This window comes from Hymenobacter yonginensis, from assembly GCF_027625995.1.
Classification (GTDB): Bacteria; Bacteroidota; Bacteroidia; order Cytophagales; family Hymenobacteraceae; genus Hymenobacter; species Hymenobacter yonginensis.
In genome coordinates, this window is the sequence record NZ_CP115396.1 from 4,061,032 (window position 1) to 4,085,436 (window position 24,405).

The 24,405-nt window shown below is 61.5% G+C and carries 22 protein-coding genes; 6 read left to right on the forward strand and 16 right to left on the reverse strand.

What is annotated here, in order from left to right; genetic code table 11:
* The first annotated feature begins 127 nt into the window (after positions 1-127).
* Entirely contained in the window at positions 128-1,267 is a 1,140-nt protein-coding gene (locus O9Z63_RS17515; RefSeq protein WP_270126658.1) for an acyl-CoA dehydrogenase, read from the forward strand.
* A 158-nt stretch (positions 1,268-1,425) separates the two neighbouring features.
* Positions 1,426-2,349: a helix-turn-helix domain-containing protein gene (locus tag O9Z63_RS17520; RefSeq protein ID WP_044015067.1), complete on the forward strand. Its 924-nt coding sequence runs from the start codon at positions 1,426-1,428 to the stop codon at positions 2,347-2,349.
* Between the two features lie 124 nt (positions 2,350-2,473).
* Here O9Z63_RS17520 and O9Z63_RS17525 read toward each other — a convergent pair whose 3' ends face one another.
* From O9Z63_RS17525 to O9Z63_RS17535, 3 genes are read right to left on the reverse strand one after another with little or no spacing between them, the layout of a single operon-like run.
* Positions 2,474-3,241 (reverse strand): geranylgeranylglyceryl/heptaprenylglyceryl phosphate synthase, encoded by a 768-nt coding sequence (locus O9Z63_RS17525; protein WP_270126659.1) that lies wholly within the window; start codon positions 3,239-3,241, stop codon positions 2,474-2,476.
* Entirely contained in the window at positions 3,219-3,977 is a 759-nt protein-coding gene (locus O9Z63_RS17530) for a hypothetical protein (protein WP_270126660.1), read from the reverse strand. The genes O9Z63_RS17525 and O9Z63_RS17530 overlap by 23 nt, the downstream gene beginning before the upstream one ends.
* Positions 3,978-3,983: 6 nt before the next feature.
* Complete coding sequence (locus O9Z63_RS17535) at positions 3,984-4,370, reverse strand: phage holin family protein (protein WP_270126661.1); 387 nt, start codon at positions 4,368-4,370, stop codon at positions 3,984-3,986.
* A gap of 148 nt (positions 4,371-4,518) precedes the next feature.
* Here O9Z63_RS17535 and O9Z63_RS17540 point away from each other — a divergent pair, with 148 nt between their 5' ends.
* Positions 4,519-5,658 carry a J domain-containing protein gene (locus tag O9Z63_RS17540; protein WP_270126662.1) on the forward strand — a complete coding sequence of 380 codons (1,140 nt, stop codon included), beginning with the start codon at positions 4,519-4,521 and terminating at the stop codon, positions 5,656-5,658.
* Positions 5,659-5,793: 135 nt separating this feature from the next.
* Here the strand turns inward: O9Z63_RS17540 and O9Z63_RS17545 are convergent, their stop codons facing one another.
* The 9 genes from O9Z63_RS17545 to kdpB form a co-directional block, all read right to left on the reverse strand.
* On the reverse strand, positions 5,794-6,366 hold the full coding sequence (locus O9Z63_RS17545) for a fasciclin domain-containing protein (protein WP_044015061.1): 573 nt from the start codon (positions 6,364-6,366) through the stop codon (positions 5,794-5,796).
* 172 nt (positions 6,367-6,538) lie between these two features.
* Positions 6,539-8,287, reverse strand: a complete 1,749-nt coding sequence (locus tag O9Z63_RS17550) for a HAMP domain-containing sensor histidine kinase (protein ID WP_270126663.1) — start codon at positions 8,285-8,287, stop codon at positions 6,539-6,541.
* A 165-nt stretch (positions 8,288-8,452) separates the two neighbouring features.
* Entirely contained in the window at positions 8,453-9,616 is a 1,164-nt protein-coding gene (locus O9Z63_RS17555; protein ID WP_270126665.1) for a sensor protein KdpD, read from the reverse strand.
* Between the two features lie 172 nt (positions 9,617-9,788).
* Positions 9,789-11,738 carry a KUP/HAK/KT family potassium transporter gene (locus O9Z63_RS17560; protein WP_270126667.1) on the reverse strand — a complete coding sequence of 650 codons (1,950 nt, stop codon included), beginning with the start codon at positions 11,736-11,738 and terminating at the stop codon, positions 9,789-9,791.
* 31 nt (positions 11,739-11,769) lie between these two features.
* Positions 11,770-12,648: a HAMP domain-containing protein gene (locus O9Z63_RS17565; protein WP_270126668.1), complete on the reverse strand. Its 879-nt coding sequence runs from the start codon at positions 12,646-12,648 to the stop codon at positions 11,770-11,772.
* Positions 12,649-12,941: 293 nt separating this feature from the next.
* Positions 12,942-14,051 carry a porin gene (locus O9Z63_RS17570; RefSeq protein ID WP_270126670.1) on the reverse strand — a complete coding sequence of 370 codons (1,110 nt, stop codon included), beginning with the start codon at positions 14,049-14,051 and terminating at the stop codon, positions 12,942-12,944.
* A gap of 254 nt (positions 14,052-14,305) precedes the next feature.
* Positions 14,306-14,440 carry a hypothetical protein gene (locus O9Z63_RS17575; RefSeq protein WP_261990105.1) on the reverse strand — a complete coding sequence of 45 codons (135 nt, stop codon included), beginning with the start codon at positions 14,438-14,440 and terminating at the stop codon, positions 14,306-14,308.
* Between the two features lie 3 nt (positions 14,441-14,443).
* Complete coding sequence (gene kdpC / locus O9Z63_RS17580) at positions 14,444-15,004, reverse strand: potassium-transporting ATPase subunit KdpC (protein ID WP_270126672.1); 561 nt, start codon at positions 15,002-15,004, stop codon at positions 14,444-14,446.
* A gap of 155 nt (positions 15,005-15,159) precedes the next feature.
* Entirely contained in the window at positions 15,160-17,208 is a 2,049-nt protein-coding gene (gene kdpB / locus O9Z63_RS17585) for a potassium-transporting ATPase subunit KdpB (RefSeq protein WP_270126674.1), read from the reverse strand.
* Between the two features lie 142 nt (positions 17,209-17,350).
* Here kdpB and O9Z63_RS17590 point away from each other — a divergent pair, with 142 nt between their 5' ends.
* The gene (locus O9Z63_RS17590; RefSeq protein ID WP_270126675.1) at positions 17,351-17,782 is read left to right on the forward strand and encodes a hypothetical protein; all 432 of its coding nucleotides are present in this window, start codon (positions 17,351-17,353) and stop codon (positions 17,780-17,782) included.
* 28 nt (positions 17,783-17,810) lie between these two features.
* Here O9Z63_RS17590 and kdpA read toward each other — a convergent pair whose 3' ends face one another.
* From kdpA to O9Z63_RS17605, 4 genes are all read right to left on the reverse strand, one after another.
* The gene (kdpA, locus tag O9Z63_RS17595; RefSeq protein ID WP_190784559.1) at positions 17,811-19,511 is read right to left on the reverse strand and encodes a potassium-transporting ATPase subunit KdpA; all 1,701 of its coding nucleotides are present in this window, start codon (positions 19,509-19,511) and stop codon (positions 17,811-17,813) included.
* A 90-nt stretch (positions 19,512-19,601) separates the two neighbouring features.
* A complete protein-coding gene (kdpF, locus tag O9Z63_RS21205; RefSeq protein WP_071883060.1) occupies positions 19,602-19,682 on the reverse strand; it encodes a K(+)-transporting ATPase subunit F in 81 nt (26 codons plus the stop codon).
* Between the two features lie 132 nt (positions 19,683-19,814).
* Positions 19,815-20,168, reverse strand: a complete 354-nt coding sequence (locus O9Z63_RS17600; protein ID WP_052346111.1) for a DUF7674 family protein — start codon at positions 20,166-20,168, stop codon at positions 19,815-19,817.
* A 383-nt stretch (positions 20,169-20,551) separates the two neighbouring features.
* Complete coding sequence (locus O9Z63_RS17605; protein WP_270126677.1) at positions 20,552-21,904, reverse strand: sigma-54-dependent transcriptional regulator; 1,353 nt, start codon at positions 21,902-21,904, stop codon at positions 20,552-20,554.
* 608 nt (positions 21,905-22,512) lie between these two features.
* Between O9Z63_RS17605 and O9Z63_RS17610 the strand changes: the two genes are divergently transcribed.
* Both O9Z63_RS17610 and paaE read left to right on the forward strand, forming a co-directional pair.
* Positions 22,513-23,103: a TetR/AcrR family transcriptional regulator gene (locus O9Z63_RS17610; protein WP_044015044.1), complete on the forward strand. Its 591-nt coding sequence runs from the start codon at positions 22,513-22,515 to the stop codon at positions 23,101-23,103.
* 107 nt (positions 23,104-23,210) lie between these two features.
* A complete protein-coding gene (gene paaE / locus O9Z63_RS17615; protein WP_270126679.1) occupies positions 23,211-24,290 on the forward strand; it encodes a 1,2-phenylacetyl-CoA epoxidase subunit PaaE in 1,080 nt (359 codons plus the stop codon).
* Positions 24,291-24,405: the final 115 nt, after the last annotated feature.

Below are 24,405 nucleotides of genomic sequence, written 5' to 3' on the forward strand. Positions count from 1 at the left end.
GGATTCCGGTAAAAAATCCGGGCGGCGCGCCCAATCTGCCGAATCTGCGCTTTAATTTTGAGGACAGTTTGGCTGCGGTGCAGCCAATATGCTCTGACGTTTTCCCCATCCCACCTCCCCTTACCGCATGGATTTCCAGCTCACCGAAGAACAACTCGCCGTGCAGGCGGCCGCCCGCGACTTTGCCCAGAACGAACTCTGGGACGGCGTGATTGAGCGCGACGAACACCAGAAGTTTCCTGCCGAACAGATCAAGAAAATGGGCGAGCTGGGCTTCATGGGCATGATGGTAAGCCCCGAGTACGGCGGCGGCGGCATGGACACCGTGAGCTACGTGCTGGCCATGGAGGAAATCAGCAAAGTGGATGCTTCGTGCTCGGTTATCATGAGCGTGAACAACTCGCTGGTGTGCTGGGGCCTAGAGAAATACGGCACCGAGGAGCAGAAGCGCAGGTACCTGCCTGGCCTCACGTCCGGCGAAATCATCGGTGCCTTTGCTCTGAGCGAGCCCGAAGCCGGCTCCGACGCTACTAGCCAGCGCACCACCGCCGAAGACAAAGGTGACTACTACCTGCTCAACGGCACCAAAAACTGGATTACCAACGGCACCACGGCCTCGGTGTACCTCGTAGTGGCCCAGACCAACCCCGAGCTGAAGCACCGCGGCATCAACGTGCTGATTGTGGAGAAGGGCATGGAAGGCTTCCAGACCGCTCCCAAGGAAAACAAGCTCGGCATTCGCGGCTCTGATACCTGCTCGCTGCTGTTCACCGACGTGAAAGTGCCCAAGGCCAACCGCATCGGTGAGGACGGCTTCGGCTTCAAGTTTGCCATGCAGGTGTTAGCCGGTGGCCGCATCGGTATTGCGGCGCAGGCGCTGGGCATTGCGTCTGGCTCGTATGAGCTGGCCCTGAAGTACTCCAAGGAGCGTAAGGCCTTTGGCGTGCCGATTTCGCAGCACCAGGCCATCCAGTTCAAGCTGGCTGATATGGCTACCAACATCGACGCGGCCCGTCTGCTGTGCCTGCAGGCTGCTCACGACAAGGATTCCGGCCAGGATTTCGCCAAGTCGGGTGCCATGGCCAAGCTGTTTGCCTCGAAAGTAGCCATGGATACCTCCGTGGAGGCCGTACAGGTGCACGGCGGCTACGGCTTCGTGAAGGAATACCACGTAGAGCGCATGATGCGCGACGCCAAAATCACCCAGATTTACGAAGGCACTTCGGAGATTCAGAAAATTGTAATCTCTCGGGAAATTCTGAAGTAGCAGGCGAATTGCCTAAAAGTCAGAAGTATTGCATTAAACCCAGTCGAATTTCGGCTGGGTTTTTCGTTTTTGTGAATTTTTATATCTTAATTTGCATTACATAAGTCCGGCCACCCCCAATACCGGGTTTACCTCAGTACCCAACCTGCCCTACGAAGATGGAAGATTACAATAAAGTGATAGAGTCGCTTGGCGTACGCTACATAAAAGCGAAGAATTTGGTGCTGCAGCAGCCGTTCACGGTGCGCAACTCCTACGATGTCGGCAACAACCTGATTCTGCTGCACAAAGGCCGTATTACGTTCGGTGAGGAAGAGCAGGTGGTAGAAGAAGGCGAAATGCTCTTCATCCCCGGTGGCCGTGCTACCAAGGTGAACTATGGTGATTCGGCCGGCAAGGTTATCACCAACGACGACCTGATCAGCAACAAAGACAAGTTCTTCCACTCCAACTCCGACCTCGACCTGATCGGGGATGCTGAAGAGAGCCACTCGTTCGTGAGCTTTGAGGCCAAGGTGTTCGATTCGGTGAACTTCTTTGCCTCGCTGGACGTGCCGGCGTTCCTGATTTCCAACAACTCCAAGCTGGGCAACCTCATCATCAAGGTGGTGGAGGAGAGCCTGCAGGAGCTGCCCGGCCGCGAGCGGCTGATTACGATTTACACCGAGAACATCGTGGTGGAAATCGTGCGCTACATCCTCAAAAACAAGATGTTTGTAGAGCAGCTGGCTACCAACAGCACCTACTTCAAGGACCCGCGCCTGATCGACCTGTTCAACTACATCAAGGAGAACATCGGCGGCGACCTGTCCAACAAAGTGCTCAGCAACGTGGCCAACGTGAGCGAGGACTATGTGGGGCAGTATTTCAAGATGCTCACCGGCATCAACCCCCAGGATTACATAGAGTACCAGCGTATGGAGCGCGCCGTATTCCTGCTGCGCACCACTAAGAAGAGCATCCGCGACATCGGCAAAGAAGTCGGCTATAAGGACACGGCGTACTTCTGCCGTCGCTTTAAAATGATGTTCGGGATTCCGGCCGGCAAGATGCGCCGCCGCGAATCGGCCATGAATATCTAAGCTTCAGCAGCGCCATTATTGGCGGTTTTTGCAACAAAAAGCCCCTTGCTACTGAAGTAGCAAGGGGCTTTTTGTTGCTATGGGCGGCCGGAGCCGGGTGGTACTCTGCGGGTGCGGCGCTGGGCTACGCTACGTCGGCCACGGTGTTGAACGATTGCACTACACGGGATACTTCGCCCAGAAACTCCGGGTTCTTCTCTACCTGGTTGCCGACTACAATGACATCGGCTCCGGCGGCAAGGGCGGCCTGGGCTTTATCGGCAGTATTGATGCCGCCCCCCACGATGATGGGTACGTCGACGGCCTGGCGTACGGCCCGGATGGTGGCTGCCGACACCGGGTACATGGCGCCGCTGCCTCCGTCGAGATACATCAGGCGCAGGCCAAGCTGCTCGCCGGCCATGGCCGTGCAGGCGGCAATGGTGGGTTTGTCGTAGGGGAGGGGCGTGGTGCCGCTCATGTAGCTGGCCGTGGTCTGGCGGCCGGTATCTACGAGCAGGTAGCCGGTGGGCAGAATCTGCAGGTTGCTTTGGCGCAGCAGCGGCGCTGCAATGACGTGTTGCCCGATCAGAAACTCTGGGTTGCGCCCTGAAATTAGGCTCAGCAGCAGAATCCCGTCGGCCTGCGGATCGAGGTGCAGGCTATGACTGGGAAAAAGCAGCACCGGCACCGCCGAATGCTGCTTAATCTGCTGGATGAGGGCAGTCTGGTGCGAGTTCATCACCAGACTGCCGCCCACAAAGAAATAATCTACCGGGTGCGTTTCGCTTAGCGCCAGCACCTTGCGGCAGCCTGCTTCAGTCAGATTATCAGGGTCGAGCAGGATAGCCAGGGATTTGCGGCCGTGGGAGCGGCGCTTGCTGAGGCCATCATAGAGGCTGGTGAGGCGCATTCGCGTCGTCGTGGTGATAAGTAAAGTCGATGTCCCGGGTTTCCGGCTCCGCTGGAGAGGTTGCAAGGTCGGGATTTTTGAGCATCGGCAAATACTCATGCACTTTTTTGGCTACTATCCCCATCAACAGGGCCGAAGCCTGGGCTACCAGCATCTTGCCGGTGTCGGACTGCATGAAGGCGCGGAACGTATCGGCCACGATAGAAGAAGCCGCGGCCGGTGCTGGCTCATGCGGGGCATACGCTGCCTGCCGGGCCGGCGCATACGACGACGGTGCAGTGGCGCTGACAGGCTGGAACGGGTCATGCGAAGCATCGTCGTCGGAGGAGGCCAGGGGCATGGCGTGGTATACGTCGGGGGCTAGCTGGGCTCGCTCGTGGTGGGTTGGCTGCTGGCCGCGGTCGGCGTGGTGGCCGGTGCTGAAGCCCAGGTCGTCGGCAGCGAAGCCGGACAGGGCCTGGCGGTTTTTGCGCAGCGAACGGCTGGAGGCTTTGCCGGGCAGGCCCTGCGGAGCCGGGCCGCCACGCAGCACCTTGTCCTTCTTGCCGCCAAACGCCTTCGACAGCAGCCACGCACCGGCCAGAATGCCGGCCCCGATGGCCACGTACTTGCTGGCTTGCTGGGTTTTCTCCTTTATCTCCTCCACGTCGCCCATCAGGGCGCGCTCGTATTCCAGCTTCTGGCGCTCCAGAAACTCTTTTTCGTCTTCAAACAAAGGGTTGGTCAGTTCGGCCATGTCGGATTAGGCTTGACGTTTGTCGGATTTGTAGATGGTGTTGTCGAGCAGCTTATCGGCCACGCCCTGAAATACTTTCTTATCAACGCCTACTAGAAACACAATCAGCAGCACCAGATAGAAGCCGGCCACGATGCCAAAGCCCCAGTAGGAGCTGTCCAGCTGCTCGTTGAGCAGCAGGGCAATAAACAGGTTCAGGAACAGGAAGAACACCAGCCCGATGCCTGCCATAGCCGCGCCGTGCATGGTGCCCACCATGGCCACTTTCACTTTCTGCTGTACTTCCAGCCGCGCCAGGTCGATGCGGGTATCCAGATACCCCTTTAGGTTGCCGATGATATTGTCGGTGCGGGGCGTTTTAGTAGCGTCGTCGTCGTCGGAGAAAAGGCCCATGAGCGGGAGATAATTTGCGGAAAACCATGTTTGGAAAAAAGGCCCTGAACTCCGGGCCCCTGGCCTGGTTTTCAGATAGCCCCTTCATACGGGAAAACCGTGCGCGTGTCTGAAACCCGGCGTATTTTTACCCGCAAGCAGCTGCATCTTGAGCCAGAATCATTACCACGTATTAGGCATAGCCGCCACCGCCACCGCCACCGACGTGAAGCGCGCCTACAAGCGGCTGGCCGTGGAGCTGCACCCCGACAAGCACGGCGGCAGCGCCTTGTACGAGGAGCGGTTTAAGGCCGTGGCCGTGGCCTACGGGGTGCTGGGCGACCCCCAGCGCCGCGCCGCCTACGACCAGCAGCTGCGCCAAGCCGCCCAACGCGCCGCCGAGCAGCAGCGGCAGCAGCAGTACCGCGCCCCCACGCAGCACGTGTACGGGGTGCCCATGCCGCCGCCGGCGCCCCTGCGCACCCGGCGGCCGGCCGGCTCCGGCGAGCGACACTACCGCACCATTCCCAAGCAGCGCCGCTTTACGCGCCGCGACTATTTGCTCACGTTTGGGCTGCTGGCCGCCATTCTGGCGTTTGTGCTGGGGGGCAAGCTGATCATGGACCACGTAACGGCCGTCAGCAACTACGAGGATGGCCTACGGGCATACCGCCGGGCGCGGTGGTCGGCGGCGCACGCCTACTTCACGCAGGCGCTGCACTTCAAGCCCGAGTTCGGGGCCGCGCTGCGGCGCCGGGGCGAGATTGAGCAGCTCATCAACCGCGACTATGCCGCCGCCCGCGCCGACTACGAAGCCGCCCTGACCGATGCCGAGCCGGTTGCCGAGCGGGCCCATCTGCTGTTTCGGGTGGGGCAGTGCCTGGCGGGCCTTGGCGAGGCGGAGGCTGCCGAGCAGAGCTTCACCGTGTCGCTGGCGCTGGATTCCACGCAGAGCACGGCCTGGCTGGCCCGGGGGGAGGTGCGCCTGTTTGAGCAGCAGACCTTCGAGAAGGCTGCCGAAGACCTGAGTACCGGCCTGCGCCTGCGTACCCGCGCCGGGCGCCCGCTGCCCCTCAAATACCTGACGTACCGGGGCCTGGCCTACTACAAAATGCAAGACCTGACCCAGGCCCGCGCCGACTATCGCCAAGTGTTGGAAGCCAATCCAAAAAATGGGCAGGTGCATTTTCTGCTGGGCCGGCTGGCGCAGCAGGAAGGCAACGCCCCGGCCGCCTGCGAGTTTTTCGAGCGGGCCGTGCGCCTCGGCTACACCTACGCCGACGAGGCCCGCCGTCAGAATTGCCCCTGAGTTTAGTTTTTCGTTGTCAGTACAGTTCTGACAACGAAAAACAGACAACGAGCAACTGACAACTACTATCAACCAAAAAAAGCGCCTTCCCAGCCGGGAAGGCGCTTTTTTGCTGGTGTCGAAACACCGGTTGGATTAGGGCATCAGAACTTTGTCGATTACGTGAATCACGCCGTTGCTCTGAGTCACATCGTAGGTGGAGATGGTCGAGACGTTGCCTTTCTCGTCAACCAGCACTACGTTTTTGGGGCCGTTCATCATGGCTTTCAGAGTGCCGCCGCTTACGGTTTTGAGGCTGGCGGTGCCTTTGCCGGCTTTGATGGCGGCCATAATCTTGTCGGCGGTCATGTTGCCGGCTACCACGTGGTAGGTCAGGATTTTGGTGAGGGTCGCCTTGTTCTCGGGTTTCACCAGCGTTTCAACGGTGCCGGCTGGTAGGGCGCTGAAGGCGGCGTTGGTAGGAGCGAATACCGTGAAAGGACCTTTGCCCTGCAGGGTTTCCACGAGGCCGGCGGCTTTCACAGCAGCTACCAGTGTGGTGTGGTCGGCCGAGTTGACGGCGTTTTCCACAATGTTCTTATTCGGGTACATGGCCTGGCCGCCCACCGATACGGTGCCGGGCGTCATCTTGGCCTGAGCCTGAGCCGAAGAAACCGAAGCAGCGCCCATAAAGGCCATTACAGCGAAAGAAAGAAGGGTCTTTTTCATAATCAGGGAAGAAAGAAGAAGGGGGGTGGTTGATTTGAAAGCACTTACGCCCCTGCCTGGATAATTGGATTTATCGGACGTGAAAAATATTTTGACGTAGCGCTAAAAGCAGCCCGTAAGTGCGTGGGCTGCTGCATAAACTGGGGAGGTGCTCCACCAGCGCGCTGCCCACTCAGCCTGCCACCGGCAGCGTGAAGCGGAAGGTGCTGCCGGTGCCCAGCTCGCTTTCCACCCACAGCTGCCCGCCCTGGCTGCCGATGAACTCGCGGGCAATGCTCAGGCCCAGGCCCGAGCCGCCGCGGTAGCCGGTTTTGTCGGGAATCTGCACGAAGCGCTGGAAGATTTTTTCCTGGTACTGGGGCGCAATGCCGGGGCCGTGGTCCTGCACCAGCACCTCCACCTGCTGCCCGCCCGGGGCCAGCGCCGCCCGAATGTGCAGCTGCCCCTGCTCGGGCGAATAGCGGATGCCGTTGGCCAGCAGGTTCAGTAGCACCCAGGTGGTTTTCTCGATGTCGGCGCGCACGGGGGGCAGCTCGGCTGGCACCTGGATGTCGAGGGTGAGCTGCTTGGGCTGGAGCTGGAGCTGAATGGTATCGGCGGCGAACTGCACGATGTCGCGCACCTGGGTGGGCTGGAAGTTGAGCTGGATGTTGCCCGATTCCAGCCGCGACACGTCAATCAGCTCGCCCACCAGCTTCAGCAGCCGCTGGTTTTCCTGCTTGATGGTGGCCAGAATGCGCTGCTGCTCCTCGTTTACGGAGCCCACTTTGCCGTTCTGCAGCAGCTTCAGGCTGAAGTTGATGCTGGACAGCGGCGTTTTCAACTCATGCGACACCGTGGCCAGGAAGTTCGACTTGGCCTGGTCCAGCTTCTTGAACTCCGACACGTTGTGCAGGGTGAGGATAGAGCCCACGAATTCCATCTTATCCAGCGCCTCGTTGAAGCTGATGACGTCGTTCACGGCCACGCGGTAGTACACTTCCTCGTCGTTGCGGGCCAGGGTGAGCACCGGGGCGGCCTCCTGGGGGCGCTGGGCGGCGGGCGTATCGAGGTGGCGCAGCAGCTCCCGGAACAGGTCGTTGTGGCGGGCTACTTCGTCGGCCGGCTGGCCCAGCAACCCGGCAGCCGGTTGGCCCAATAGCTCGGCCGCAACGGGGTTCACCAGCAGCACCCGGCGGTGCTCGTCCACCAGCAGCAGGCCCTCATCGAGGTTGTTCACGATGCTGGCGGCGCGGTTGCGCTCGGCCATCAACTGGGCCAGCGTGGAGGTACGGTAGTCCTGCAGCTGCACCAACATGCGGTTGAAGGCCCGCGCCACGGTGCCAAACTCGTCGTGGCTTTCCACCGGAATGGAGGACGAGTAATCCTGGTTGGTGGCGTTTTCGATGCTGGCCGTGAGCTTGCGCAGGCCCCCCACGGCCGCCTCGGGCACGCTCAGCACAAACAGCAACGAGGTCAGCAGGGCGAAGGTGAGCAACGCCAGCACGTAGCGTTGCTGCTGAGTGGCGGTGCGGTTGGCGGCTTCGTTTTTACGGGTGAGGGCCTGGGTGTTCAGGTCAATCATGCGGTAGGTGAGCGTGCGGAGCTGGGCGGCGTTAGCGGCCTGGGGCAGCCGCTCGTAGCGGGCCAGCGTGGCCGTGAGGCTATCCACCACCGCCTGCTCACCCACTTCCGTTACGTTGCCGGCCTCGCGGGTGAGGGCCTCCCGGAAGCTGGCCAACGCCACCGGCGGCGCGGTCTGCACGCTGTCCAGGGCGCGCAGCATGCGCTGGCCCAGCTCTACGGAGTAGAAGTTGTCCTGCAGCACGTTGCGCGCCGTGCGGTCGAGGCGGTTGAGCGAGAAAAGGGTAAACGCACTCACCCCCAGCAGCAGCAGCAGCATGGTGACGAAGGCCAGGGTGATTTTGGTTTTGAGGTTCATGGGCAGTAGCGCGAAGCTCTGCTTCGCGTATGGTTGAGCAAGGGGCAGCGGGCTGGCGGGGTAGTAGCGCGAACTTTGCGGTTCGCGCCCCCGCGCCGTTCGGATATATATCGTTCTGGGGCGCGAACTACAAAGTTCGCGCTACTGTCCGGGCGCAAAAGCAGATCAGTAACTCACCAGAAACACGTCCACATCCAGCGGGGAGCGGGCTACGGAGCGGATGAGGCGGCGCGTGACGCCGGGGCGCAGCAGGCGCTGCCACCAGCTTTTCTCGCTGGTGACGCCGCAAATCAGCAGCGTGACGCCTTTTTCCTGGGCTACGCGCAGGATTTCGGGCACCGCGTCGGTGGCTTTCACGCGCAAAATCTGGCCGCCCAGCTCGGTGGTGAGCTGCAGGTTGTTGAGCAGGTGGCGCTGGGTGGCTAGGTTGATGCGGTCGGCCGATTCGCGGGGCGTCTGTACGTAGAGTACGGCCCAGGAGGCGGCCGAGAGGCGGTCGGCGAGGCGGCTGGTTTTGCGGATGATTTCCTTGGCTGCCGGGGCGTTGGCGTTGATGCAGGCCAGCAGGCGGTCCTGGTTGCGGCGCTCGGGCGCTACGGGCGCGGCCCCGCCGCCGTCGGTTTCAATCTGGCGGCTGATGAGGTTGGCGGTTTCGCGCACGGCCAGCTGGCGCAGCTGCAGCAGGTTTTCGGCCTGAAAGAAGTTCTGCAAAGCCGTGGGCACCTTGGCCGCATCGTAGATTTTGCCTTCTTCCAAGCGGGCGCGCAGCTCGCCCACGGTCAGGTCCACGTTCACTACTTCGTCGGCCTGCTTCAGTACCTGGTCGGGCACGCGCTCCGTCACGTCGGTGCCGGTGATGCGCAGTACCTGGTCGTGCAGGCTTTCGAGGTGCTGAATGTTGACGGCCGTGAGCACCGAAATACCGGCCCGCACCAGCTGCTCCACGTCCTGCCAGCGTTTCTCGTTTTCGGAGCCGGGCACGTTGGTGTGGGCCAGCTCATCCACCACCACCACCGAGGGCCGGCGCTGCAGAATGCCCTGCACATCCAGTTCCTCCAGCATGCGGCCCTTGTAGAAGATGTGCTTGCGCGGCACGGTGGGCAGGTCGCGCAGCTGGGCCACGGTGCCGGGGCGGCCGTGGGTTTCCACGTAGCCCAGCACCACATCCACGCCGTGGGCGCGCAGCTCGTGGGCCTCCTGCAGCAGGCGGTAGGTTTTGCCCACGCCGGCGGCCAGCCCCAGGTACACCTTCAGCCGCCCGCGCCGCCGCTGCTGCACTAGCCGCAGAAACCGCTCAGCCGATTGGTCGCGCTGTTGGTCGTCGTTCATCGGTGAAATGGTGAGGTGGTGAAATGGTGAGTTTGATGTTCGATTGGCGCGAGTTGGACCGGTCGGCCGGCTACGTTATTTATTCTGGTTTTTCTGGAGGCAGCAGCATGATGCGCCTGATCGAGCCTCAGGCGCGACAGACTCACCATTTCACCACCTCACCATTTCACAGCTAGTCCCGCTGCAACTGCAGCTCGGGGCGGGCGGGCATGTGCAGGGGCACGTTTTCAATGACGAAGGAGCTGTTGTCGAGGCCGAAGCTTTCGGTTTCGGAGGCACCGAGGCGCTTCAGCCAGCCGTGCAGGCGCAGGGCCAGCCGCTGCCAGCCGCGCAGCAGGTACTCATAGGGCAAGGTTTTGTTGAGAATCACGAACTGGAAGTCGCCGGTAACGTCCTGGCCGCGCAGGCTTTCGTAGCGGCTGGTGATGTCCACTTCCCCGTTGCGCACCAGCTCCGACACCACCTGCCGGAACATGTAGTTGAGGGCGTGGTCGATGCGGAAACCCAAGTAGAAATCAATGCGCACCAACTCATTGGGCAGCACGTGCGTGACGTGGTAGCGGCGGGTGTACGGGTCGTCGGTGGTGTGCACGTGGATGAGGTAGTACACATCGGCCCGCTTGGGGCGCTTCTTGAAGATGCTGTGGATGATGCCGTTTTCCACCTGCCGCGCGTCGTCCGACTTGGTGAGGTACACCAGGTGGGTGGCGTACTTGGGCACTGAGGCGTCGTTGCTGAGCTCCTGCAGCAGCGGCAGGTAATCGGCCAGCGGGGTGAATTCGGTGAGGTCGTTGCGCACGCGCTGGCCCACAATCCAGCTCAGCATCACCAGCAGAATCACCGCCCCCAGCAGCACCGAAAGCCAGCCGCCGTGGGTGAACTTGGCCAGGTTGGCCACCAGGTACGAGCCCTCGATGAGCACGTAGGTGCCAATCAGCAGCGCAATCCAGACCGGATTGACGCGGCGCATACGCAGGTAAAACGCCAGCAGGGCCGTGGTCATGAGCATGGTCACCGTCACGGCCAGCCCAAAGGCCGCCTCCATGTTGCCCGACTCGCGGAAGTACAGCACCACGCCCACGCAGCCGGCGCACAGCAGCCAGTTCAGGCTCGGCACGTAGGCCTGCCCGCGCAGCTCGGTAGGGTAATCGACCTTCACCTTGGGCCAGAAATGCAGGCGCAGCGCCTCAATCACCAGCGTAAACGAACCCGAAATGAGGGCCTGCGAGGCAATGATGGTCGCCAGCGTGCACAGCCCAATAGCCGGCAGTAGCGCCCACTGCGGAATTAGGAGAAAAAACAGGTTCTGCTCGCCCAGCGGCGGGCCCAGGTGTTGCAGCAGCCACGCCCCTTGCCCCAGGTAGTTGAGCAGCAGGCAGGTTTTCACGAACGTCCACGACAGGTAGATGTTGGGCCGGCCCACGTGGCCCATGTCGGCGTACAGGGCCTCGGCGCCGGTGCTGCACAGGAAAATGGAGCCCAGCAGCCAGAACGCGCCCGGCACCTGCGTGACCATGTGCAGGGCGTAGTAGGGATTGAAGGCGCGCAGAATGCTCAGGTCCTGCCCCAGATGGTACACGCCCAGCACAGCCAGCATCGAGAAAAACACCGTCATGACGGGCCCGAACAGCTTGCCGATGATCTGGGTGCCGAACTGCTGAAACGCAAACAGCGCCACCAGAATCCCGATGACGATGGGCACCGTGTTGAGGCCGGGCCGGAGGATGCGCAGCCCCTCAATGGCCGAGGCCACCGAAATGGGCGGGGTAATGATGCCGTCGGCCAGCAGGGCGGCGGCCCCTACAATGGCTACCAGGTAGAGGCGGCGCACCGGTAGCCGCCGCAGCCGGGCGTACAGGGCCAGAATGCCACCCTCGCCGTGGTTGTCGGCGCGCAGGGCAATGAGCACGTACTTCACCGTGGTGAGCAGCGTGAGCGTCCAGATAACACAGGAAATGGTGCCCAGCACCACGTCCTCCGTCACGGGCCGGCTGGCAAACACCCCGCGCACCGTGTACAGCGGCGAGGTGCCAATGTCCCCGTACACAATGCCCAGGGCCACCAGCACCCCGGCCGGGGTGGCGCGCCGCAGCGCTGCCGAGGAAGAAGATGAAGTTGTCATGCCCGCAAACTACACGTGAAAGGCCGGCAACTCAACCGGCCTGCCCGTTGGCCAGCTCATCGGCGGTGCGCTGGAGCTGCCGGGCCTGCCGCTGCAGCTGGGTGGCCAGGTGGCGGCGGCGGGTCAGGTCGTCGGCTGCATCGGGCGCGGAGCCGGGGCGCAGGTGGCTGGTTACTAAGTCGAGGGGGCCGCTGGAGTCGATGCGGGGCGTGCCGTCGGCGGTTTCGTAGCCTTCGAGGCGGCGGGCCATGTCGTTGAAGGCCTGGGCCACGGGCGCAAACTCGTCGTGGGCGCGCACGGGCAGGCGCTGGTCGTAGTGGCCCTCGGCTACCCGCCGGATGCCGGCCGTCAGCTCCTCTACCGGCCGGGTGAGGTAATCAGGGAAGCTGAAGATAAAGGAAACCGTAGCCAGAATGCCCAGCGTAGCCAGCAGCCCCAGCGTGCCGATGGTGCGGTTGGCAATGCGGCGGGTGCGCAGGCTTTGCTGCTCAATGGCCCGCAGATTCAGGGTAGCCACCCGGCCCACCTGCCCGCGCACCTGTTGGTAGAGGCCGGCCGGCGCGGCGGCCTGGGCGGCGTACTGCCCAAACGAGGCCGCCAGCGAATCGGCCAGCTCCTGCTCGCCGGGCTCGGTGATGTTGCCCTGTTCGGCCCGCAGGCTGCGCCGGAAGGTGGCCTCGGCCCGGACTACTTCAGCAGCTGGCCCCGCCCGCCGCGCCTCCCGCACATCCGACAACGCATCGGACATGGCCCGGGCGTAGGCCACCGAGCGGTAGTTGTCCTGCAACGTAGCGGCCGAGCTGCGCGAGAGTTGGTAGAGGAAGTACGCCCCCACCCCGCTCAGCAGCAGAATAATCACGAACAGAAAGCTCAGGCCCAGCGTGAGGCGGGCTTTGATGGTACGGGCCATGATGCGTGGTAAGCTAAAGGGTGAAACCATTGCCCAGCCGCCGAACGGCTGGTAGTGAGTACTGGGTAGTTAGTATTGAGTGTTTGGCATTTGTATCTTTAATAAAGCGCTGTCTTACAAATAATTAACATTACTACTCTTTGAAGCTATTCAGGAAGTCGTAAGTAATCAACAGCACGTCATGCTGAGCTTGTCGAAGCATCTCTACCGCTTCGCCAGATAGTATGCAACGAAGCGGTAGAGATGCTTCGACAAGCTCAGCATGACGTGCTTTTCAAGTTCCCAAACACGCTCTAAAACGACAGCGCGATGCTGCTGGTGAGGTTGCCGTAGTTGCGGGTGGGGTTGCCGTTGCGGTCCGTCAGGAAGGGCTGGCGGCCGTGGAAGGTGCGGCCCTCTACCCGAAACGTCACGTTGCTGGTGGGCGCGTAGTCGAGGTTGAGCGAGGCGGCCTGCACCTTGAAATCGGTGGCGGCGGCTACCGGCGAAATGGAGCTGATGATGACGCCCCGGTCGGCGTTGTAGTACTCGGCGCGGGCGGCGGCGGTCCACTTATCGGCCAGCTTGTAGCGCACGAAGGCCGCGCCGGTGTGCCAGGTATCGGCCTTGCCGCCGCGTTGCTCGCTTTCCTGCTTGCCCACGTCGAACACCAGGGCCAGGCTGAGGCGGTCGGTGGCGGCGTAGCTCACGTAGAAATCGTGGAAGTAGCGGCGGCGGCGCACCGAGTCCTGGGGCTGCTCGTTGCCGTAGAAGGTGCTGCTGTTGATGAGCAGCTTATCGGTGGGCTTCCACTGAATCTGGGTGCCCACAGCTTTAGCCTGGTTGTTTTCGCGGATGTTCTGCCAGCCGTTGAGTACCAGCCCGGTCAGCGTCAGCTTGGGGCTCACCTCGTAGGTCAGCCGCGCCCCGGCCTCGTAGTACGGCGAGTTTTCAGCCATCAGGGAGCGGGTCAGCGTCCAGTTGTCCTTGCTGATAGCCGACTCAAACCCGATGTGCGAGCCGAAAATGCCCACGTCGAGCCAGGCTTTTTTGAAGGGGCGGAAACCCGCGTAGGCCTCGTAGAGGTGTTTGAGCACTTGGTCTTCAGCCGCGTAGTTGGCCGATACGTAGGTGCCCGCGTGCAGGCCCAGGGCCCCGCGCACCTGCCCATTGTCGTAGCGCAGACCGATAACGGCGTTGTTCACCGTAAACTCGTTCTGGCGGTTGTGCGAGTACAGGAAGCCGGGCCGCTGGTTGGTGGCCGCGTGCTTGAAATCATAGCCATAGTAGCCATCCACAAACCCGTAGGTAGTAAGCGGATTGGCCGGAGCCGCCGCAGCTGCCGTGGAATCGGGCGCGGTTTGGGCCATAGCAGCCGAAGCCGTGAGCAGTGCAGTAGCGGTAAAAAGAACCAGTGGTTTCATTGGGAGAGAAAGAATGCGGAGGACCTCACCCCCCGGCTCCCGGTTCGCTTGATGCGCGAAGCTTCGGGGAGAGGGGGAACCTGACGTTTTTTGATCAGGCGGGTGGCGGGGAAGTAATACGGAATTGAGGATGTAAAGCAACGAAAACGAGCCGGGAGGCAGTAGCGCGAACTGTGTAGTTCGCGCCCCAGAACGACAATCGTTGCAACGGCGCGGGGGCGCGAACTACAAAGTTCGCGCTACTGGCTATTGCCTCAGGCTACCAGTTGCAGCAGCAGCCACAGCAGCGCCAGGGCCAGCAGGGTGTAGCCGGGGCGGAAGCGGCGGCCACGGTGCCGGTGGGCCCGCAGCCGCCAGTGGGCGCGGGCCCGGTGCGCGGAGGCAGCCACCGGCTAGCGGTTCTGCAGGGCGTCGAGGGCCACGTTCAGGCGCAGCACGTTCACCCGGTCGGGGCCGAAGGCGCTGTGCTGGGTGTGCTCCGTTACCAGGGCCTGCACCTTGGCGGCAGCGAGGTTGCGGGCTTTGGCCACGCGGGCTACCTGCACGGCGGCGGCGGCCGGCGAGAGGTGCGGGTCGAGGCCCGAGCCGGAGGCGGTGAGCAGCTCGGCCGGTACCTGGGCCTTGGTTACGCCGGGGTTCTGTACCAGAAACGTATCGAGGCGGGCCTGCACGGTGGCCAGGTAGTCGGGGTTGCTGGGGCCTTTGTTGGAGCCGGCCGAGCCGGCGGCGTTGTAATCCACGGCCGAAGGGCGGCCCTGGAAGTATTCGGGCCGGGTGAAGTTCTGGCCCACGTTATCGTAGCCTACCACGCGGCCCTTGTGGCTGATGGTTTCGCCCTGCCCGCCGGCCGGGGCCAGCTGGGCACCGGCCCACACCATCACGGGGTAAATTAGGCAGCAGATAACCAGCAGCACAAGGGTCAGGCGGAATGCGGGAAGCAGGTTCTGTTTCATGTTGATTTTATGTTGTTTGTCATGCTGAGCTTGCCGAAGCATCTCTACCGCTTCGTTGAGTTGGTATTGAATACTACTGCGGTAGAGATGCTTCGACTTCGCCTCCGGCTCCGCTCAGCATGACGTTCTTTTTTATCTGTTCAAACGTCAGCTTGCTACAAAAACAGCCCCACCACCAGGTCAATGACCTTGATGCCAATGAAGGGGACGATGACACCGCCCAGGCCGTACACCAGCAGGTTGCGGCGCAGCAGGGCCGAGGCCCCGATGGGCTTGTAGGACACCCCGCGCAGCGCCAGCGGCACCAGCAGCGGAATAATCACGGCGTTGAAAATCACGGCCGAGAGAATGGCCGACTGCGGCGACTTCAGGCCCATGATGTTGAGCGCGCCCAGGGCCGGAATGGCCACCATGAACAGCGCGGGCACAATGGCGAAGTACTTGGCTACGTCGTTGGCAATGCTGAAGGTGGTGAGCGTGCCGCGCGTCATCAGCAGCTGCTTCCCAATTTCCACCACCTCAATGAGCTTGGTGGGGTCGTTGTCGAGGTCCACCATGTTGCCGGCCTCTTTGGCGGCCTGAGTGCCCGAGTTCATGGCCACTCCCACGTCGGCCTGGGCCAGGGCGGGGGCGTCGTTGGTGCCGTCGCCCATCATGGCCACCAGCTTGCCTTGCTGCTGCTCGCGGCGGATGTAGGTCATCTTATCCTCGGGCTTGGCCTCAGCAATGAAGTCATCCACGCCGGCTTTTTCGGCAATAAACTTGGCCGTGAGCGGGTTGTCGCCGGTTACCATCACGGTTTTGATGCCCATTTTGCGCAGGCGCTCAAACCGCTCCTGAATGCCGGGCTTGATGATGTCCTGCAGCTCCACCACGCCCAGCACCTGGTCGTTCTGGCTGACCACCAGCGGGGTGCCGCCGTTGCTGGCAATGGCCTCCACGCGCTGGGTGGTTTCCTGGGGGAAGGGCTGGTTGGCGCGGGCGGCCAGCTGCCGGATGGCGTCGGAAGCGCCCTTGCGCAGGCGGGTGCCGTCGGGCAGCGTCACGCCCGAGCTGCGGGTTTCGGCCGTGAACTTGATCAGCTCAGCGCCCTGCAGGCGGGTGCGCAGACCGGCCACGTCGGAGCGGCGGGTTTCGCCGGCCAGCTCCACAATGCTCTTGCCCTCGGGCGTTTCGTCGGTGAGCGAGGCCAGGGTGGCGGCCTCTACCATCTGAGCCTCCGTGATGCCGGGCGCGGGCCAGAAGTGGGTGGCTTTGCGGTTGCCGATGGTGATGGTGCCGGTTTTATCGAGCAGCAGCACGTCGATGTCGCCGGCCGTTTCCACGGCTTTGCCGCTTTTGGTGATGACGTTGGCCCGCAGGGCGCGGTCCATGCCCGCAATGCCGATGGCCGAGAGCAGCCCGCCGATGGTGGTCGGAATCAGGCACACAAACAGGGCAATGAAGGCCGAAATGGCAATGGGCGTGTTGGAGTACTCGGCAAACGGGGCCAGCGTCACGCACACCAGCACAAACACCAGCGTAAACCCGGCCAGCAGAATGGTAAGGGCAATTTCGTTGGGCGTTTTCTGCCGCGAAGCGCCTTCCACCAAGGCAATCATCTTGTCCAGAAACGACTCGCCAGGGGCCGTCGTCACCACCACCTTAATGCGGTCCGACAGCACCTTGGTCCCGCCCGTCACGCTGGACTTATCCCCGCCGGCCTCCCGAATCACCGGGGCCGACTCGCCCGTAATGGCCGACTCGTCAATGGTAGCCAGGCCCTCGATAATCTCCCCGTCGGTGGGGATGATTTCGCCGGCTTCCACCAGGAAAATCTGGCCTTTCTGGAGCTGGGAGGAGGAAACCGACGACTCCTGACCGTTGGCATCAAGCACGCGGGCGGGCGTTTCCTCGCGGGTTTTGCGCAGGCTTTCGGCCTGGGCCTTGCCGCGGGCTTCGGCAATGGCCTCGGCGAAATTGGCGAACAGCAACGTCAGGAACAGCACCACAAACACGGTGAAGTTGTAGCCGAACGAGCCCTGGGCGGCATCGGGCTTCACCAGCAGCCCCAGCGTCACGAGCAGCATCACCACCGTCCCGATTTCCACGGTGAACATCACCGGGTTGCGGAACATGATGCGCGGGTCTAGCTTCACGAACGCCTGTTTCACGGCCTCCGACACCAGCGCGGGTTGAAAGAGAGATTGAGATTTAGTTGACATTGGGAGTTGAGAAGAAAGAGATTAGAATGAGTTGCAGATATGCCTGAACTCGTCTCATTGCCAGAATACTAGTTGCTATTAATTGCTGCCTCTGGGCACTTACTTTGTGTATCTGAAAATAGCTTTGTATAGACTCGTAGTTATGTGCGAATTATCTATTAATGTCAGCTCACTAAAAGGAGAATTTGAAGGCCACACCGAAATTGATATTTCGGGTACCACTGCTGATTTTCTGAGCTTCTCCTACTGCCTGACTGAATTCCCAACGAAAGAATTTTCACTCAGACAAAGACCTACTATTTACTATCCTATATCATTACACCACCTGTCATTAGAGTTGGTTGACCAGTCAAATCAGCTGATTACAATGCAGATAGAGGGTGTAGGTTTCAAGATTACAGGTGACCTAGAAGCATTCCAGAAACTGAGGAGCTTTTTAGAAAGTCTATCTAACCTGAGACCCGGTGAGCATTTCCATCTTGATTGGTTTGCAGACGAAGATTTACTGGCACCAGCAACTACTATTTCGTCTTTCATCTTTTCAGTTCTGGCAGAAGACCAGAGCAGGATCTGACCCACTACTCAATACTCCCTACTCGATACTAGTAGAGCGAGAAATGCTCGGCCAGCGGCCCCAACGCCAGGGCCGGGAAGAAGGCCAGGGCGGCAATGATGACGATTACGGCCAGTACCATCACCCCGAAGGTGGCCGTGTCGGCGGGCAGGGTGCCGGCGCTTTCGGGCACGTACTTCTTGCGGGCCAGCAGGCCGGCAATGGCGACCGGGCCCACGATGGGCAGGAAGCGGGCCAGCAGCAGCACTACGCCGGTGCTGATGTTCCACCAGGGCGTGTTGTCGCCGAGGCCCTCGAAGCCGGAGCCGTTGTTGGCCGAGGCGGAGGTGAACTCATACAGCATCTCGGAGAAGCCGTGGTAGCCGGGGTTGGCCAGCCAGCCGCTGTACTCGGTGGGGTTGCCGGCGTAGAGGTGGGCCGTGAGGGCCGTGCCGGCCAGAATCAGCAGCGGGTGCAGCAGCGTCACGATGACGGCAATTTTCATCTCGCGGGCCTCAATTTTCTTGCCCAGCAGCTCGGGCGTGCGGCCCACCATCAGGCCGGCAATGAACACGGCAATAATCAGGTAGGCGAAGAAGTTGAGCAAACCCACCCCGCAGCCGCCGTAGAAGGCGTTGGTCATCATGCCCAGCATCTGGCTCATGCCCGAAATCGGCATAAACGAGTCATGCATGGAGTTCACCGAGCCGCAGCTGATGATGGTGTTGGTGATGCTCCAGTAAGCCGAAGCCGCCGCCCCGAGGCGGATTTCCTTGCCCTCCATAGCCCCCAGCGCCTGGTCGACGCCGAGCTTGGCAATGGCGGGGTTGCCGTGCATCTCGTAGTACACCGTGGGGGCCAGCAGGGCCACAAAGCCCACCGTCATCACCCCGAAAATCATGTAGGCCAGCTTGCGGCGCTTCAGGTAGAAGCCCAGCGCAAACACCATGGCAATAGGGATAATCACCAGGGCAATGTTCTCGACGGCGTTGGTGATAAAGTTGGGGTTTTCGAGGGGGTGGGCCGAGTTGGCCCCGTAGAAACCGCCCCCGTTGGTGCCCAGCTCCTTGATAGCCACCATGGCGGCCACCGGCCCGCGGCTCACCGCCACCGAGTCGCCCTGCAAGGAAATCAGCTCCTGCTTGCCCTGCAGTGTCATGGGCGTGCCGTTGAAGGCCAGGATGAGGGCAATCAGCAGCGAACCGGGCAGCAGCAGGCGGGTGAGGCTCTTCACGAAGTAGTCGTAGAAGTTGCCCAGCTTCTCGGTGGTGCGCGTCTGGAGGGCGTTGAACACCACCACGGCCGCCGCAATACCAGTCGCGGCACTCACGAACTGCAGGAAGGTAATCACCACAATCTGGGAGAGATACGACAGGCCCGACTCGCCGGAATAGTGCTGCAGGTTGCAGTTCACCAGAAAGGAAATGGCCGTGTTGAAAGCCAGATCAGGCGACATCGAGGGGTTGCCGTCGGGGTTGAGCGGCAGGCTGCCCTGGGTGCACAGCACCAGCATGGCCAGCAGGAACCACACCAGGTTGATGGTGAGCAGCGCCACCATGTGCTGCTGCCACGTCATCTCGCGGCGGGCATCAATGCCCGAGAGCCGGTAGATGCCATTCTCGACGGGCCGCATGAAGTCGAGCAGGTTCTTTTCGCCCCGGAACACCCGGGCCAGATACGCGCCCAGCGGCAGGGCCAGCACCAGCGTGATGAGGTATATTCCGCCGATGCTGAGTAGTTCGTTGTTCATCTTGGTTGAGTTGCCGGTTGCCGGTTGCCAGTTACCAGTTGTCAATCGTCGAACGACCTGACAACGGGCAACGGGTAACGGGCAACAGAATTAGAATTTCTCCGGGCGCAGCAGCACGTAGCAGAGGTAGCCGAACGTGGCGAGGGAGAGGAAAAACAGGGTGACCATCATGGCGCGACAGGGTTAGATCTGGTCGAAGAAATCGACGGACTTGTAGAAGAGCCAGAAACCGGCCAGGCCGGCGGCCGTGAGCACGGGAATCATCAGGAGCGGAGCCATTGGCAAAGCGGAAAAGCAGCGGCCCTAGGGCAGCATGGTGGTGTGCGGATAGTGGTAAGTCTGGTAGAGGCGGCTGGGCATAAGCTGACGGGCTAGCTGGTTGCCGTAAGTGCTGCCATCGAGGTGCAGGCAGTGCAGGTACACGTTTTCGATGGCGCGGGCCAGGTAGGCGTCGCCCTGGCGCAGCAGGCGGTCGGCCACCTCGAAGCAGCGTTTGAGCAGGGCCAGCTGGCCGGCCTCGGCGGCTTCGCGGGTGAAGGTGGCAAAGCAGCTCAGCTGCCGGTACAGGCTCTGGCGCGTGGCCGGCACCTGCAGTTCCGCCCCCAGTTCGGGGAAGCTTTCCAGCAATAGGGTGGCGGTTTCGGAAGAAGAAGTCATCTGACGAGATGAAAAGAAGTGGAACGGGTCCGTGAGTGAGCCGTGCGTCGGCGGGGCATGGCGCTGGGCTGGTTGTCAGGCACCCCAGCGCCGGCCCCGGTTCGGTCCGTTTGCCGAATCGACGAATGGCTCGGGCGGCTTCTTGCCAATCCAGGCCCACATCCGGCCAGTACCCACTATTTTCATCACATCGACCTGATTATCAGGTCGAAATATTTTCACCTCTTGCCTGCCTCACACATCGGGCACAAAAAAACCGGGTCATTCTGACCCGGTGTGGCGGTCAGAATAACCCGGTTTGGTAGAGTGCTTGTGTCCCAGGGCTTCAGCCCTGGGACGCGCAGGCAGCGTCGTTCAACGACGAGACGCAAGATGTTGCGTCTCTACAGCCCATACTCCTGAATCTTGCGGTAGAGCGTTTTGGTACCGATGCCGAGCTGGCGGGCGGCTTCCATCTTGTTGCCACCGGTATCGTGGAGCACCTGGCGGATCTGGCGCTTTTCCAGGGTGCGCAGGCTGTTGTCGGAGGCTTCGTCGGTGGTGGGGGCGGCGGGCAGGTAGTGGAACTCGGCGGGCAGGTCGTCGGTGGTGAGCGTGTCGCCATCGGCGAGGATGGCGGCGCGTTCCAGCACATTTTTCAGCTCCCGCACATTGCCACGCCAGTCGTGGCGGCGCAGCTGCTCCAGCACCTCGGGCTCCAGGCCGCGCAGGCGGCGGCGCAGCTTGCCTGCAAAGAATTGGAGGAAGTACTCAGCCAGCAGCGGCACGTCCTCGCGCCGCTCGTTCAGGCCCGGCACCGGCACCGTAAACACGGCTAAGCGGTAGTACAAATCGGGCCGGAAGTGGCCGGCTTCGGCTTCCTGGCGCAGGTTGCGGTTAGTGGCGGCCACGATGCGCACGTTCACGCTGGTAGGGCGGGTGTCGCCGAGCTTGGTGAACTGCTGGGTTTCCAGCACCCGGAGGAACTTGGCCTGCACGTTCAGCTCCAGCTCCCCGATTTCGTCCAGAAACAAGGTGCCGCCGTTGGCTTCTTCCAGCAGACCCTTCTTATCCGTCAAAGCCCCCGTAAACGCGCCCTTCTTGTAACCAAACAGCTCCGATTCCAGCAAATCCTTGGGAAAAGCCGAGCAGTTGACGGCCACAAACGGCTTGCTGCGGCGCGGACTGGCCTGGTGAATGGCCTGGGCAAACAGCTCTTTGCCCGCGCCGGTGGGGCCTTCCAGCAGCACAGTGCTGTCGGTGGGGGCGGCGCGCTCGGCCAGCTTGCGGGCCTGCAGCAGCGCCCCGGAGCGGCCAATCATGCTGTCGAAGCTGTACTGAGCGCCTACTTTCTTTTCCAGGTCGGCCACGCGGCGCTGCAGGCGGGCTTTTTCGGCGGCGCGGTCCACTACCACTAGCAGCTGGTCATCGGAGTCGCCCTTGGTGAGGTAGTCGAAGGCGCCCTCCTTCATGGCCCGCACGCCGTCGGGAATGGTGCCGTAGGCGGTCATCAGAATGACTTCGGCCAGCGGAGCCACCTGCTTGTAGCGCGGCAGCAGGTCGAGGCCGTAGCCGTCGGGCAGCTTCACGTCGCTCAGAACCACCAGCACGTCCTCGGCGTAATGGCGCAGCAGTTCCAGGCCGCGGCGGGCGTCGGGGGCCTGCAGCACGGTGTAGTCTTCCAGCTCCAGCACCCGGGCCAGCATCTGGCGCAGGCTGGTTTCGTCGTCGATGAGCAGCAGGGTTCCGTTGGGCATGGGCGGGCAGCAGTAGGAGGGAAGCGCCACGAAGGTAGCCGCCCGGCCGCTAGGCGCGAAACCACCGGCAACTCGCACGGGCTCCGGAAAGCGCCGCCGCTACCGAAACCACCCAAAAACAGCCCGGCCGAAGCAGAAATAAATCCGCTTCGGCCGGGGTAGAAATTCGATAACCAACTCTCAACCCGCAGAAGCAGGGAATGTGGTTTTCGGTGAACAGGAACCGGACGGGGTGGGGCAGACGTCCGGGTAATCACTGTGGGAATTTGCTACCACCCGGCGGGGGGGATTCACCGTGTGATAGCCGGAACAATATTAAGCAAAGAATCCGGGCCGGCATGGTGAGTATCTGCTTTTTAGGTGAGTATTCACTCACTTATAATCTCTCATAAATACGTAAGTGATTTGTTTATAGATATTTGAACAAATCAGGTGGAAAGCCAAAAGCCGGAATTTTGTAAGTGGTTCAACTAACGAATGTTTGTTTGGAGCTCAACGCTACGTACTTTTGATGGCCTTGCGAATGAGTTGTTGGTGGTTTCCTAGACCGGGTGAAACGGTTGTCGGGCTGCTCAGCACTTACATGCAGATGGTGCTACTTTCCATTCATGGCCAAAAAAACCAAGTCCAATAAGCGCCAGATTATTCTGGAAGAAGCCGCCAAGCTGTTCAAGGCCCGCGGCTTCAGCGGTGCCTCCATGCGGGAGCTGGGCGCGCAGGTGGGCATGGAGGCGGCCAGCATGTACAACCACATCAGCTCCAAAGACGAGCTGCTCGACCACATCTGCTTCCACGTTTCCGATACCTATATCTCGCAACTGGCCGAGATTGAGCGCACCGAAGCCTCGTACGTCGACAAGATCAAGGCCCTGATCCGCCTGCACATCCGCCTGATGGTTGAAGACGGCGCAGCCGTGTCGGTGGCCAACAACGACTGGAAGTACCTGCCCGAGCCGCGCCTGACCGAGTTCAAGGAAGCCCGCAAGAACTACGAGAAAGGCTTCGCGGCCCTCATCGAGCAGGGCATCGAAGCCGGCGAGCTGCAGCCCGTAAACGTGTCGGTGGCCCTGTTTACCATTCTGTCGGCGGTGCGCTGGGTGGAACTGTGGTACCGCCCGGGCCGCGGCGTCACGGCCGAGGAGCTCGAAGAAAACATCATCACCATGCTCCTGTCGGGGCTGAGGAAACAGGATTTATAGGGCTTAGTGCTTGGTGCCTGGTGCTTAGGTCGTTCTAGCAATGAAGATAAGAGCGGACAAAGCCCCAGTCACTAAGCACCATGCACCATGCACGAAGCACTAAAAAAATGAGCCGCTTTCATACGCTTAAAGTCAAGAGCATCACCCGCGAAACGCCCGACTGCGTGAGCGTGGCGCTGGATGTGCCCGCCGAGCTGCGCGACACGTTCCGGTTCCGGCAGGGCCAGTACCTCACGTTTCGGCGGCACCTGAACGGCGAGGAAGTGCGCCGCAGCTACTCCATATGTAGCAGCCCGCTGGAGGGTGAGTGGCGCGTGGCCATCAAGCAGGTGCCGGAAGGGCGCTTTTCCACCCACGCCGTGCAGCAGTTGAGCGTGGGCGACGAGCTGGAGGTGATGCCGCCGATGGGCCATTTCACTACCGAACTGCACACCGACCAAGCCAAACAGTACGTGCTGTTCGCGGCCGGTTCGGGCATCACGCCGGTGCTGTCCATCCTGAAAACGGTGCTGCTGACCGAGCCCAATAGCCGCGTGACGCTTATTTACGGCAACCGGGGCCGCAATTCCATCATCTTTAAGGAAGAAATCGAGGGCCTGAAAAACCGATTTCTGCAGCGCCTGAGCGTGTACCACGTGCTCAGCCGCGAGCAGGGTGATACTGACCTGCTGTTCGGCCGCATCGACGGCGCCAAAGCCCGCGTGTTCCTCGACAAGATTATCCCGGCCCAGAAAATCGACGAGGTGTTTCTGTGCGGGCCCGAGGAGATGATTCTGGAGGTGAAAAGCGTACTGCTGGAAGCCGGCGTTGCACCCGAGAAGGTGCATTTCGAGCTGTTTGCCTCGGCCGCTGGCGCCCAGAAAGCCGCCGCCCGGCAGGCCCAGCGCCCCGCCGGCCAAGACGACAAGCACAGCCAGGTAACGGTGCAGCTGGAAGGCACGAAGCGCGTGCTGGAAATGTCGTACTACGGCGACACGATTCTGGACGCGGTGCTCGAAACCGGGGCCGACGCGCCGTATTCGTGCAAAAACGGCATGTGTAGCACCTGCCGCTGCCGCGTGACGGAAGGCACCGTGGAAATGGACGTGAACTACTCGCTTTCCGAAAAGGAAGTGGCCCAGGGCTACGTCCTCAGCTGCCAGGCCCGCCCCACCTCAGAACGGGTAGTGGTGGATTTCGACCAGTAATCGATGGCCTCGTAAATAGAACGTCATGCTGAGCTTGCCGAAGCATCTCGCGTGCTGACGTTGTAATACTAATTTGATTACTGCTGCACGCGAGATGTTTCGACTACGCTTTCAG